Source organism: Streptomyces sp. NPDC048504 (genome assembly GCF_043200035.1).
In the GTDB taxonomy this organism is placed as follows: Bacteria; Actinomycetota; Actinomycetes; order Streptomycetales; family Streptomycetaceae; genus Streptomyces.
The window spans coordinates 1-12560 of sequence record NZ_JBICXA010000016.1 but is presented as its reverse complement, the minus strand read 5'-3'; the positions used below and the strand labels follow the sequence as shown (position 1 = coordinate 12560).

Here is a 12560-nt window from a genome sequence, read left to right as displayed (position 1 = left end):
GCAGGTCGGCCCGCCGCCCCTGGTCAGCGACGCGTCCACCTGCGGGGCAACCGCGAGAAAGAAGAGTCGAGATGAGCTCGGACGACGCCGTGCTTCTGGGAGAACCGGCGCCAGGCGTACGGCTGATCACGCTCAACCGCCCGGCCGTGCGCAACGCCATGACCGCCGAGGTGACTGCCGCCTGGTCGGACGCGCTGGCCGTGGTCATCGAGGACGATGACGTGCGGGTGCTCGTGGTCACCGGAGCCGGGAGTTCGTTCTGCTCGGGCGCCGATCTCTCCTGGCTCGACCAGGGATCGGCGCGGGACAACACGCCGGACCGGATGAGGCAGCGGATGCTGCCGTTCTACCGGACCTGGCTCGCGCCCAGGGAGCTGCCCTTCCCCGTAATCGCCGCGGTCAACGGACCCGTTGTCGGGGCGGGGCTGTGCCTGGCCCTGGCGTGCGACCTACGGTACGCAAGTACCTCCGCCAGGTTCAGCACACCGTTCGTCTACCTGGGAACCCATGGCGGTATGGCCGCGACCTGGCTGCTCCAGGAAGCGGTCGGCGTGCCGCGCGCACGCGACCTCCTCTACACGGGGCGCGAACTGCGGGCCGACGAGGCCGCCGCGTGGGGACTGGTCACCGAAGTGGCGGACAACGCCCTGGAACGCTCCCTCGAAGTGGCCCGGCGCATCGCGAGCGCCGCGCCGATCGCGACCCGGCTGACGAAGGCCGGGCTTGAGCAGTCGGCCAACGGGCTTGCCGCGTCGCTTCAGTGGGAGGCGCTGGCCCAGCCGGTGACGATGGCGACCTCGGACATCCACGAGGGGATCCGGGCCAAGAGGGAGCACCGCAACCCGCTGTTCATGGGCGACTGAGGGGCCCGCTCCGGACGTTCGGTAAGCGGACCGGGGCCTACCGGACCGGCTGCGAACCGACTCGGATCAGGCCTTCCTGCGCGACCGTCGCGACAAGGGCGCCGCGGCGGTCGAAGACCGTACTGCGGCACAGCGCCCGGCCACCGCCGGCCCACGACCCCTCTTGCGCGCAGAAGAACCAGTCGTCGCCGCGGAAGGCGGCGTCGTGGAACCACACGGCGTGGTCCAGGCTCACCGCCAGCATCCCCGATGTACCCATCCGAAGACCGTGCGGAGGCAGGGCCGCGGCGAGGAGGAACAGGTCCGACACCAGGGCGAGGGTGCAGGCGTGCGGGAGGGGATCGGCACCCAGGGGTTCGCGTGCTCGGAACCACACGCCGTGGCGCGGCGGAGCGGTGGTGCCGGCGGCCACTCCCGGTGGGGCGCCGACGAAACGCATGTCGAACGGGAAGCGGGCTCGGATGCCTCGGTACCACTCCCGCCCCCGCGCGTCCGGGAGTGACTCCTCCGGAGTGGGCAGCGACTCCGGGTCGGGTACGTCGAGCACCGCCGCCTGGTGGGTGAGCCCTGGCTCCGGCCGGTGGAACGAGGCGGTCAGCTGGAGCAGTTCCGTCCCCTGTTGGACGGCGGCAACCCGGCGGGTGGCGAACGTGGTGCCGTTCCGCACGATCTCCACCTGGTAGTCGACCGCGCCCGAGGTCTCGCCGGAGCGCAGGAAGTGGGCGTGCAGACTGTGCGCCCTGAACTCCTCGGGGACCGTTCGTCCCGCCGCGCAGAGTGCCTGTGCCACGGTCTGGCCGCCGAAGAGCCGCGCCGTGCCGATGTTGGCGCCGACAGCACGGAAGCCGGACGGCGACGACCGGTGCAGGTCGAACAGGCCGTTCAGGTCGGGCGGGTGACCGTCGGCCTGCTCCGCCCGGCGATCTGACGGGGCGTTGTCCATGCCGGTCGGCTGCGCGGCGGATCCGGTCTCCTGCATGGGAACTCCTCTCCGGTCGTACGTGCGCCACGGCCGCACCGGCTGATCCTCCGGCGGGCCGCGAGTCGGGAGTCGATTCGTCGGAGTTATCGGACGCCTTGCGGTAATGCGCACGACACTAGCGCGTCCGGCTGCCGTGGGCTAATACTGTGCCTCACCGACGTAAATCTCTCGAAGTATCGAAATGATGCGGGGATGTCCGATCCCGCTCCGTGCGGCATCCCTGCACGGATCCGGTGATCTCACCGAACACGCGGCCCCGAACGAGTTCGTCCTCGCCCTCCGGGCGCGCACCCTCCCCTGCCGAGTTCGTCGCACCCCAGCCCGCCCGGCCCGGACACCCCGCGGCCGACCGCCCTGCCCGTCCGGGGCTCATAGCCCCTGCCGACGGTCGGCACCCCGTGCCCGACCTGCCACGCCACGCCCCGCCGTACCCCGCCACGAAGCCGTCCGCCCCGGGGAAACGGCACTCCTCAGCGGAATCCGCTGTCCCGTACGGCCCGCCGGCACCGTCCGCACCGCATGTACTCAAAGGAGAGGCCATGACCGATGTCGCCAAGCTGACCCACCCCGACGCGGAAGATCCCCCTCAGCCGAAGCAGCGTTCCACAGCGCACTATCTGCTGGTCACGGTCGCGGTGATGCTGATGATGGAGGCGACGGTCTTCTCCGCCGTCATGTTCACCAACATCCTGCACGACATGATCCCGCCGTTCACCCCGGGCCAGCTGCCATGGATCGTGACCATCACCTTCCTGGTCGGCAGCGCTCTCCAGCCGCTCGCCGGAAAGCTCTCCGACGTGTTCGGCTACAAGCGGCTGTTCATGGCGGCGGCGGTGCTCTTCCTCGCCGGCTCGCTCCTCGGGGCGCTCACGTCCTCGTTCCCGATGATGATGGTGGCACGGGTCCTCCAGGCCTCCGTCATCGCGATGCCCGGCGTCAACTACGCGTTCTTCCGCGAGTACCTGCCCAAGCGGATGGTCCCCATCGTGATCGGCCTGAGCGCGACGGGAATCGGCGTGGCCGTCGCCATAGGGCCGATCATCAGCGGCGCACTGGTGGGCTCGTTCAGCTATCACTCCGTCTTCTGGTTCTGCTTCCTCTACATGCTCGCCCTCGCGCCCGTCCTGTACTTCGGCGTACCCGACGTCGGACGCCGGAACAAGCACAGGATCGATGTCGGGGGCGCGTTCCTGCTCACCCTCGGCATCGGCATGCTGCTGTTCGGCTTCACCCAGAGTTCGAGCGAGGGGTGGACGTCGGTCGCCACGCTTCTGCCTTTCGCGATCGCGGTGCTGTCGTTCATCGGGTTCGTCATCCTGGAGAACGGCCTGCCCGAACCGCTGATCGACATCAAGCTGCTGGCCAGTCCGGCGCTGCGGACCTCACTGCTCATCGCGCTGTTCGCCTCGGTCCCCACGTCGTCCTCCGGATTCCTGATCCCGCAGATGCTGGAGAGCCGCACCGGAGACGGAGTGTCGTACGGAATGGGCATGTCGTCCTTCCACACCGGCCTGTTCGGGTTGTTCACGGGTGTTGTGACGATGATCTGCGGACCGCTCGGCGGCTACCTGTGCCGTCGCCACTCGCCGCGGCTGGTCGTCCTGATGTGCTCCGCGATCGGGACCGTCGCCTCGGTGGTCGTCGCGTTGGCGCACGACCACCTGTGGCAGTACGCGATCAGCATGATGCTGTTCGGGGTCGCGTCGGGCTTCTACTACGCGGGAACGGTGAACCTGGTCATCGAGGCCGTTCCGCCACGTCTCACCGGTGTGAGCGGCGGGCTCCAGGCGACGACATCCGCGCTCACGTCGGGAGCCGTGCCGGTGCTGGCAACCGTGGTGCTCGCTCTCTACGTGGTGGGGGGCGCCAGCCCCGCTTACGCCGGGAAGGGTTATACCTACGTCTTCCTGGGCGCGGCGGTGTTCGGCGTGATCGCAGTCGTGCTGAGCGTGTTCATGCGGCACGGCCGCGCGCAGGCGACGGGCGGCGCGGCGGTGACCGACTGACACGTGGCCGCCCCACCTCTTCGCCGCCGTCCCGGTCCGACAGCCGGGGCGGCGGCGAAGGCTGTGACGCAACAGACAGACCGGGCGCTTCGGCAGCGTGGACGGAAAGCCTTACGGTAAGTATGTTGATAGGAAACCGTGCGACGTACTTCCAGATGGGTTCCGCGGATCTGAAGTCCGGTGTACCGAGCGAAGGGGTCACGCGTGCCGCACGAGCCGGACAGCGTCACTGTCACCGGGAAGGTCCAGCGCCAGGCTTGGCTGGACCGTGTTCTGCCCCCCGTGGAGCAGGTCAGGCCGGGCCTGTGGTCGATCCCTACGGTGTTCCCGAACAATCCGCTGCGCTACGTGCTGAGTTACGCGGTCGACTACGCCGGCGGAGTCGCGCTCGTCGACACCGGATGGCCGTGCGAGGACGCCTGGGACGGACTGGTGTCCGGCCTCGGCGAGGCCGGCTGGGAGATCGGCGATGTCCGGGCCGTGTTGGTCACCCACGGGCACGCCGACCATTTCGGCCTGGCCCGCCGGGTTCGCGAGGCCAGTGGAGCGTGGATTGCGATGCACGAGGCGGACGCGCGTCCGCAACGGGAGTTCGCCGAGACCGGCCCCGACGCCTACGACCGGGCCCACAAGGTCTGGCTCGCTGGCCGCGGCGTGCCGCTCGACGGACCGGCTGACGCCGAACAACCGCGTCCGGAGATGTTCGAGCGGTTCGACGTGGTGCCCGACCGGCTGATCCAGGACGGTGACCGGCCGCTGGGCGCGCGGTCCTCGCTCTCGGCGATCTGGACCCCCGGCCACACGCCGGGGCACGTCTGTTTCTTCGACGCGGAGCGGAACGTGATGCTCACCGGGGACCACGTCCTGCCGAGGATCACCCCGAACATCAGCCCGCTGCCGGGCGTCGAGGACGACGTGCTGGGCGACTACCTGTCCTCGCTGCTGCTACTGGCCGAGTACGGCGACGCCGAGGTCCTGCCGGCACACGAGTACCGGTTCGCCGGTCTGAACCGGCGCGTGCACGACCTCAGACGCCACCACGCCGACCGCCTGGCCGAGGTGATCGACGTGGTCCGCGCCGAGCCCGGCGCGGACACGGCCGCCGTCACAGCGGGACTGCGATGGAGTCGGCCCTGGTCGCGGATGCAGGGCACGGCCCGCCGCTTCGCGATTGGCGAGGCCTATGCGCACCTCGTCCACCTGGCTCGCACCGGGTCCGTCGTGAACAAGGGGGTCGATGTCGACGCCTGGCACCCGATCCTCGACGCCCCGCCGGAACTCGGCTGAGCCGCCCCGGGGCCGTGGCGTGCGCGGTGCCGATCCACGCTGCACTACCAGGTCGGGAGCGTTCCGTCGGATTCGTGACCGGCCGACACGGCCGTACCCGGACCCTGTCCGGCGTCGGCGCCGGGTCCGGAAGTCAGCGCCCGCATGTCGTCGATGAGAGCGTGCAGCACGTCGTCCCGCAGGGTGTAGTAGAAGTTCCGGCCCTCCTTGCGGACGGCGAGCAGGCCCGCCTGCACCAGGATCTTCGTGTGGTAGGAGATCGTGGGCTTGGACACCTCCAGGGTGTCCTCCAAGGTGCTGGCGGCGAGTTCGCCGACCGCGGCGGCCTGCGAGACGATGCTCCAACGCACCGGATCGCCCAGGGCCTTGAAGACATCCGCGGGACGGAGTTCCGGCGACGCCGCGGCCTGCCGCAACCTGCTGGTTCCGGCGATCCTGGCCATGGGTGCCGCCCTTCCCTTCCGTCTTTTCCGCTGCCCATGGTAGCGCCGTGTACAGCACCGGAATCGCTGGTGGTGGCCGTTCCCGCTCGTGACGGGGCTTCGCATCCCGGCAAGCATAGAAGTACCGAATCATTCTGTCCGGTTGATCCGATCGGACACGTCATTCCTCGCGGAGGTCCTCCAGATGCCCGACGACGCCGTGCCCTCGGCCAGCACTCTCTATCTCGACGGCGCGTGGAGTGCCGCTGACTCGGGCGAGGAGTTCGCGGTGACGAACCCCGCCGACGGCACCATGCTCGGGCGCGCCGCCGACGCCGGTGCCGCCGAGACCCGCCGGGCGATCGAGGCGGCGAGCCGTGCGTTCCCGTCCTGGTCGACGGCGACCGCTTACGAGCGAGCAGCCGTCCTTGAGCGCGCGCACCGTGCGATGACCGACGACGCCGAGCGGCTGGCCCGGCTGATGACCCGGGAACAGGGCAAGCCGATCCGGGCGGCCCGCAACGAGGTGCGCTACGCCGCGGAATTCCTGAGCTGGTACGCGGCGGAGGCGAAGCGGGTCTACGGCACGACGATCCCCTCGTCCCGCGCCGGTCACCGGTTCCTGACGATGCGCCAGCCGGTCGGCGTCGTCGCCGCGATCACACCGTGGAACTACCCGATGTCGATGATCACCCGCAAGGTCGCTCCGGCGCTGGCCGCAGGCTGCACGGTCGTGCTCAAGCCCGCCGAGCAGACGCCGTTGTGCGCCGCCGCGGTCGTCGGCCTGCTGCACGCGGCCGGCGTTCCGGCGGGCGTGGTCAATCTGGTCACCACGAGCGACCCGGGTCCCGTGGCCGACGCCCTGCTGGCGGCCCCGGAGGTACGCAAACTGACGTTCACCGGGTCCACCGACGTCGGCAGGACGCTCAACGCCAAGGCGGCTCGAACGGTGAAGCGGGTCTCGCTGGAACTGGGCGGCCACGCGCCGTTCATCGTGTTCGGCGACGCGGATCCCGCACGGGCCGCGAAGGGGCTGAGCCTGGTCAAGTTCCTCAACACCGGGCAGGCATGCATCTGCCCGAACCGCGTCTTCGTCCACCGTCCACTGCTCGACGACTTCCTCGACGTGCTGGTCGAGCGGGTGCGGGCGATGAGGGCGGGCAGCGGGCTGGCCGACGGCGTCACCATCGGACCGCTGATCGACGCCGCCGCGATGGCGAAGATGCAGCGCCAGGTCTCCGACGCGCTGGACAAGGGAGCGAAGGTCCTCGCCGGCGGCGAGCGACTGCTCGACGAGGGCTTGGCCGACGGGCAGTTCTTCGCCCCGACGGTGCTCACCGGGGTCTCGCCCGACATGGATGTCTACTACGAGGAGACGTTCGGCCCGATCGCCCCAGTGATCCCGTTCGACGACGAGGAGGAGGTGATCGCGATGGCGAACGACACCGCGTACGGCCTCGCCGCCTACGTGTACACGAACGATCTGTCGCGCGCCCTGCGGGTCTCGGAGGCGCTGCGGTTCGGGATCGTGGGCATCAATGACATCAATCCGACGGGTGCCGCGGCACCGTTCGGCGGGATCAAGGAGAGCGGCCTGGGCCGTGAGGGCGGCCCGCAGGGAATCGACGAGTACCTCGACACCAAGCTGGTCGGCATCTCGTTCTGACCGGCTTCCCTGCCAGGTCACACGCCGGCGCCGCCCCTGAGGGACGGCGCCATGGCGGTTCGTCAGGAGACGTCGCCCGCCCGGCCGGGCCTCCAGGTCAGCGCGAGCAGCGTGGCGGTGCCGAAGGCTCCCAGCAGTACGGCGACACCGCCGCCGCCCCAACCGGTCAGTTCCGTGCCGATCAAGTGGTCCACCGACGCGGTGCCCGGTCCGAGTGCCGCCAGCGCGACTGCCACCACGCCGATCAGCAGGACGTATTCGTACCCCTCCTTGAACACGAAGAAGCCGTTCGCCCGGTGCGCGAGGAGGCCGGCGATCGCCATCACGCTGATGACCGCGGCGCAGGCGAAGGAGGTGAGGAATCCCGCCGCCAGGGCTGCACCGGCTCCGATCTCGGTGACGACGCTGGCCCACGCCTGGAGCCTTCCGTGCCGCAGGCCCAGGCCTTCGAACCAGCGCGCGGTGCCGGCGATGCGGCCGCCACCGCGCCAGTGGTTGTACCCATGGGCGATCATGATGACGCCCAGCACCAACCGGACCGCGACGAGCGCCACTTCCTGGGCGTCCATGGTCACACCCGCACGGGCTCGGCCGACCCGGCCCGGACCGCGGACCGTGCGGCGGGGTCCACGGCGGGTCCCGCGGTGAGGCCGAGCAGCGCGGCGAGCTCTCCCCGGTGGTGGGCCGAGTCGCCGAACAGCAACTCCCCCGACTTGATCCGGCGCAGATACAGGTGGGCCGGATGCTCCCAGGTGAACCCGATGCCGCCGTGGACCTGGATGTTCCGCTCCGCCGCCAGAGTGCACGCCTCGCTGGAGTACGCCTTGGCCAGCGCGGCCGCCTCCGCCAGCCCCTCCTGGTCCTCCGCGGCCACGCGGGCCGCGTACCGGGCGACCGCGAGGGCGGACTCGGCGGTGACGAAGATGTCTGCGCACAGGTGCTTGACGGCCTGGAACGACCCGATCGGCTTCCCGAACTGCTCGCGGAGCTTGGCGTAGTCGACGGCCATCTCCAGGATCTTCTGCGTCGCTCCGGCGAGTTCGGCGGCGATGCCGACCGTCCCGAGCGCCAGCACATGGCGCTGCCCCGAGGTGAAATCGCCCCCGACCCGCCGCGCCTCGACGTCCGTGAGACGGACCCGGGCGATCTCGCGCGTCAGGTCGAGCCCGGCCAACAGCGTGCGCTCCAGCCCGGAGCTGTCCGCCGTCACGGCGAACAGCCCGAGCTCGCCCCCGGCCGGGGCGACGACGAGGAGGATGTCGGCGGCCCGGCCGTCGAGCACCGCCTCGACCTGACCGTTCAACCGCCACGTTCCTTCGGCGAACCGAGCGGTTGCCGTCGACTCGCCGGGCCGCCCGGTCAGCCCTTCCGAGAACGCGACGGTCGCGATCGTCGTGCCTTCGGCGATGGCCGTAAGCAGCTCGGCGGCGATCCTGTCGTCACCGGACGCCGTCAGCGCGCCGACGGCGAGGACGGCGTTGGAGAAGAAGGGGCCGGGCAACAGGCTCCGGCCCATCTCCTCCAGCACGACGCCCATTTCGACGAACGAGGTGCCCTGGCCGCCCAGTTCCTCGGGGACGAGGAGGCCGTGCAGGCCGAGTTGCTGCGCAAGCTGGTCCCACACCTCGGCATCGCGGCCGAGGCCCTCGTCGACGACCCGGCGTACGGCGCTCTCCGGCGCCTTGCGTTCGAGGAACGCCCGCACGGTGCGACGCAGCTCGCTCACTTCGGGGGCGAGTTCATGATCCATCGGTTCTCCGTAAGGTATGGGACGGTCGGCGGGGCGTGGTCAGGACGGCAGACCGAGGACGCGCTGGGCGAGGATGTTCTTCATCACCTCGGTGGTGCCCCCGGCGATCGTGGAGGCCCGGGCCCGCAGATAGTCCGTCATCAGCGTGTCGTCCAGGCCGGCGACGGCGCCGAGTCCACCGAGGGCGAGCTGGGTCTGCGCGAGCCGCTGCCCGAACTGGCTCCACTCCAGCTTGATGATCGACTGCTCCGGTCCCGGCTGGCCGGTGGCCCGGATCGACGCCAGGGACCGCTGCCCCAGGACGCCCACGACCCGGCCCTCCACCCAGCGCCGCACGAGTTCGTCGCGCAGCAGCAGGGAGAGCTCCTGTCCGGTCCGGTCGAAGCGCAGCGAGTCCACTACGGCCTCCACCTGCCGCTGGACCTGGGAGGCGTACGTCACGACGCCGCTGCGCTCGTGGCCGAGCGTGGTCATGGTGACGCCCCAGCCCTGGTTGAGCGGCCCGAGCAGGCTGCTGACGGGGACGCGCGCGCCGGTGAAGTACACCTCCGCGAACTCGGACTCCCCGGTGATCTGCCGGATCGGATGGCGCTCGACGCCAGGGGTGTCGAGCGGGATCAGCAGCGCGGAGATGCCCTTGTGCTTCGGCGCGTCCGGGTCGGTGCGCACCAGAAGCTGCATGTGCGAGGCGCGCACACCGTCCGAGGTCCAGATCTTCTGGCCGTCGATGACGAACTCGTCGCCGTCGAGGACAGCCCTGGTCCGGAGGCCGGCCAGGTCGGATCCGGTGCCGGGTTCGCTGAACCCCTGGCACCAGATCTCGCTGCCGTCGAGGATGGCGGGCAGGTGGCGGCGCTGCTCCTCGGTTCCCCACTGGGCGATGGTGGGGCCGACGTTGGCCACTCCGTAGATGCCGGCGGTGCCGGGAGCCCCGTACTCCGCCAGGACTTCGCTGCAGGCCAGCGCCTCCACGACGTCCAGGCCCCGGCCGCCGAACTCCTCGGCCCATTGGGGTGCCACCCAGCGGCCCTTCTGCAGTATGCGCTGCCAGGCCAGCTTCCCCTCGAACTCCGGTTGCTCGCCCCACTGTTCGCGGAAGGCGGGCAGGTGGGCGTCGAGGTAGTGGCGCAGCTCGTCTGTCGTGGTCACGACGCGGCTCCTTCGGTCACTGGTTCGGTTCCCCGCGCGTGGCACGGAAGAGGGTGGTCATCGGCTCGACCAGGCGGAGTGTCCTCAGCAGGTCATTGAGATGGGTGCAGCCGTGCGGGCCGACGAGTCTCCGGCGGACCTCCGGCTCGATCTCGCCGAGCGGAACTCCGTGCAGGCTCACGGCCGTTGCGGCGGCTGCCGGGCATTCCGGGAACGGCAGGGCGCCGGGACGTGCCGTCAGTTCCCGCACCACCGGGAGGCCGCCGACCCCGGCCGCGACGGTCGCCGTGATCTCGTACTCGTGGACGACGACCTCGATGCCGTCCGGGCGGCAGTACGTGTCGCGGAAGTATCCGTACACGCCGGTGACCGTGTCGGGGGTCACCTCGATGAGGCGCCGGCGCCGCATCCCTGCCCGGGGCGGAGGGGGGTCGGTGTGCCAGACCCGTTCGTCCCCACCGACGAGGTCGGGGGCGGGCGGACGCGACGTGAGCATGCCGGGGAGCGCATCGTCGGAGGTGGCCGCGGTGCCGTCGGCGGCCCAGCCCACGCACACCCCGATGACCGGGGATGGCCGCCGGTCGGCGGGCCGCGCGGGTGCGAACTGCTGCACCTGTGCGTAGCCGGAGATGATCCGCATACCCGGCAGGTCGTCGAGCAGGGCGGCCTGGAGGCCGACGCCGCCGGCCGGACCGAAGTGCGCCGTGAGCGCGCGGCGGAACCCGCGACGGGAGTCGATCCCGACCAGCTCGGCCGGCAACCGGCCGTCGGCCGCGTCACCCGTGGTGTCGTCGGCGTCCCGCAACGTGCCGTCCTGGTCCACCCGGGCACGGAACCGGTGGGTGGCGTGTTCGCGGGTGTGTCCCCCGCCATCGGCAACGAGATCCCTGCCCCGTGCGTCGATCAGTGTCCCCGCGTGCCAGGTGCCGTCGGGGCGCGCGTCGACGGTGGTGGTGCGACGGATCGAGCCGCCACTGATCGGCGCCGGACTCCCCGGCGCGGAACGGCCGTCGGGCGCGCCCACGGAGCCCGGCGCCTGCCTGCCCGTTTCCGAACCGAACGGCATGACTCGGCCTCCTTCTTCGTCGGTCACCGTCAGGAGGTGAGAACCATGGCCCCGCACTGCGGTCCGTGCGCGTTGGCGACGACCGCCACGTCGGCACCGGCGACCTGGCGGTCGCCGCATTCGTCACGCAGTTGGAGGACCGCCTCGTTGAGGAAGCTGAGACCGTGCAGCCGGCCCTCGGCCAACTGACCGCCGTTGGTGTTGAGCGGCAGTCGGCCGCCCGGACCGATCGTCCGGCCGCCGTCCACCCAGTCTCCGAACTCGCCGAGGCCGCAGAGGCCCAGGGCCTCCACCCAGGAGATGGTGATGTGGGTGAAGCCGTCGTAGAGCTCGGCCACCTTGACGTCCTGGGGTGTCACCGACGAGCGTTCCCACAGCCGGCTGCCGCAGCCGATGGTGCCGCCGAAGACGAGGTCGTCGGCGAAGCTCCAGCTCGGGCGGGAGCCCGTCCCCTGGGCCATCGCGTCGACGACGACCGGCTTCCTGCGCAGGTCCGCCGCCCGCTCGGTCGACGTGATCACCGTGGCGCAGGCACCGGTCACCGGGTAGTCGCAGTCGAACAGGCGCAGCGGCTCCGCGATGTAGCGCGAGGACAGGTAGTCGTCCATGGTGATCGGGGTCCGCAGGACGGCCCGGTCGTTGAGGGCGGACCAGCGGCGGGCGTTGACGGCGATGTGGCCGTAGTCCTCCTCGCTGCCGCCGAAGTCGACGAAGCGCCGGTACTTGCGCATTCCCATGGACGGGATGACCGCGCCGTAGTCGCCGTACGGTGCCAGGAACTGGGCCGGACCGTCGGCCGGCGGGAACTCCGCCTTGCCGCTCTGCTGGCCCCACTCCCGGGTCACCGACCTGAACACCAGGGCGGTCTCGCAGGCACCGGACGCCACGGCCATCACGGCGTTCTGCGCCGCCGCGAGGCCTGAGGGGCCCGAGGCCGAGTTGTCACCGAACACAGCGAGGTCGCGGATACCCAGCATCCGCTGCATCTCGACGGCGATCTGAGTGCCCTGTCCCGGGTATTCGAAGATCCCGTCGATGTCGGCCGTCGTCAGACCGGCGTCCCCGATCGCCTGCTTGGCGGCTGTCACCGCGAGCGGCCGGGAGTCGACTCCCGTCTCGCGGTGGATGGTGGAGTAGCCGACGCCGACGACGGCGGTGGCACGGGTTCCGATGGCCACGGTTCAGGTTCCGTTCTGCTGGGTGGGGCGGAACTGGGGCAGTGTCATGTCCCCGCGTTGTTCGTAGACGGCTTCGAGGGGGTCGCCGCGTTTGAGGTCGGCGGGGTCGGCCTGGACGATGTTGGTCTGGATGCGGATGCCGGGTGCGTCGTCGAGCTGGACCTGGGCGATGACGTAGGGCAGGGAGTCTG

At 70.6% G+C, this 12560-nt stretch carries 12 protein-coding genes; 4 read left to right on the top strand and 8 right to left on the bottom strand.

Annotation, left to right across the window (positions count from 1 at the left end; translation table 11 throughout):
- Nucleotides 1-71: 71 nt before the first annotated feature.
- Nucleotides 72-863: an enoyl-CoA hydratase/isomerase family protein gene (locus ACGFY9_RS33830; protein ID WP_393760533.1), complete on the top strand. Its 792-nt coding sequence runs from the start codon at nucleotides 72-74 to the stop codon at nucleotides 861-863.
- Nucleotides 864-900: 37 nt separating this feature from the next.
- Here ACGFY9_RS33830 and ACGFY9_RS33825 read toward each other — a convergent pair whose 3' ends face one another.
- Nucleotides 901-1842, bottom strand: a complete 942-nt coding sequence (locus ACGFY9_RS33825; protein ID WP_393760532.1) for an acyl-CoA thioesterase — start codon at nucleotides 1840-1842, stop codon at nucleotides 901-903.
- A gap of 542 nt (nucleotides 1843-2384) precedes the next feature.
- Between ACGFY9_RS33825 and ACGFY9_RS33820 the strand changes: the two genes are divergently transcribed.
- The gene (locus tag ACGFY9_RS33820) at nucleotides 2385-3851 is read left to right on the top strand and encodes an MFS transporter (RefSeq protein ID WP_393760530.1); all 1467 of its coding nucleotides are present in this window, start codon (nucleotides 2385-2387) and stop codon (nucleotides 3849-3851) included.
- Between the two features lie 204 nt (nucleotides 3852-4055).
- On the top strand, nucleotides 4056-5138 hold the full coding sequence (locus ACGFY9_RS33815) for an MBL fold metallo-hydrolase (RefSeq protein WP_393760528.1): 1083 nt from the start codon (nucleotides 4056-4058) through the stop codon (nucleotides 5136-5138).
- 44 nt (nucleotides 5139-5182) lie between these two features.
- Here the strand turns inward: ACGFY9_RS33815 and ACGFY9_RS33810 are convergent, their stop codons facing one another.
- Nucleotides 5183-5581 (bottom strand): ArsR/SmtB family transcription factor, encoded by a 399-nt coding sequence (locus ACGFY9_RS33810; RefSeq protein WP_393760526.1) that lies wholly within the window; start codon nucleotides 5579-5581, stop codon nucleotides 5183-5185.
- A gap of 184 nt (nucleotides 5582-5765) precedes the next feature.
- Between ACGFY9_RS33810 and ACGFY9_RS33805 the strand changes: the two genes are divergently transcribed.
- Complete coding sequence (locus ACGFY9_RS33805) at nucleotides 5766-7226, top strand: NAD-dependent succinate-semialdehyde dehydrogenase (protein WP_393760524.1); 1461 nt, start codon at nucleotides 5766-5768, stop codon at nucleotides 7224-7226.
- A gap of 62 nt (nucleotides 7227-7288) precedes the next feature.
- Here the strand turns inward: ACGFY9_RS33805 and ACGFY9_RS33800 are convergent, their stop codons facing one another.
- The 6 genes from ACGFY9_RS33800 to ACGFY9_RS33775 all read right to left on the bottom strand — a co-directional run.
- On the bottom strand, nucleotides 7289-7795 hold the full coding sequence (locus ACGFY9_RS33800; protein ID WP_393760522.1) for a DoxX family protein: 507 nt from the start codon (nucleotides 7793-7795) through the stop codon (nucleotides 7289-7291).
- Between the two features lie 2 nt (nucleotides 7796-7797).
- Nucleotides 7798-8976 (bottom strand): acyl-CoA dehydrogenase family protein, encoded by a 1179-nt coding sequence (locus ACGFY9_RS33795; protein ID WP_393760520.1) that lies wholly within the window; start codon nucleotides 8974-8976, stop codon nucleotides 7798-7800.
- A 39-nt stretch (nucleotides 8977-9015) separates the two neighbouring features.
- Nucleotides 9016-10125, bottom strand: a complete 1110-nt coding sequence (locus tag ACGFY9_RS33790) for an acyl-CoA dehydrogenase family protein (RefSeq protein ID WP_393760518.1) — start codon at nucleotides 10123-10125, stop codon at nucleotides 9016-9018.
- 16 nt (nucleotides 10126-10141) lie between these two features.
- The gene (locus tag ACGFY9_RS33785; RefSeq protein ID WP_393760516.1) at nucleotides 10142-11191 is read right to left on the bottom strand and encodes a DUF2889 domain-containing protein; all 1050 of its coding nucleotides are present in this window, start codon (nucleotides 11189-11191) and stop codon (nucleotides 10142-10144) included.
- Nucleotides 11192-11220: 29 nt separating this feature from the next.
- On the bottom strand, nucleotides 11221-12369 hold the full coding sequence (locus ACGFY9_RS33780; RefSeq protein WP_393760514.1) for a thiolase family protein: 1149 nt from the start codon (nucleotides 12367-12369) through the stop codon (nucleotides 11221-11223).
- Between the two features lie 3 nt (nucleotides 12370-12372).
- Nucleotides 12373-12560: Zn-ribbon domain-containing OB-fold protein (locus ACGFY9_RS33775; RefSeq protein WP_393760512.1), on the bottom strand; the 188-nt coding region annotated here is incomplete at its 5' end.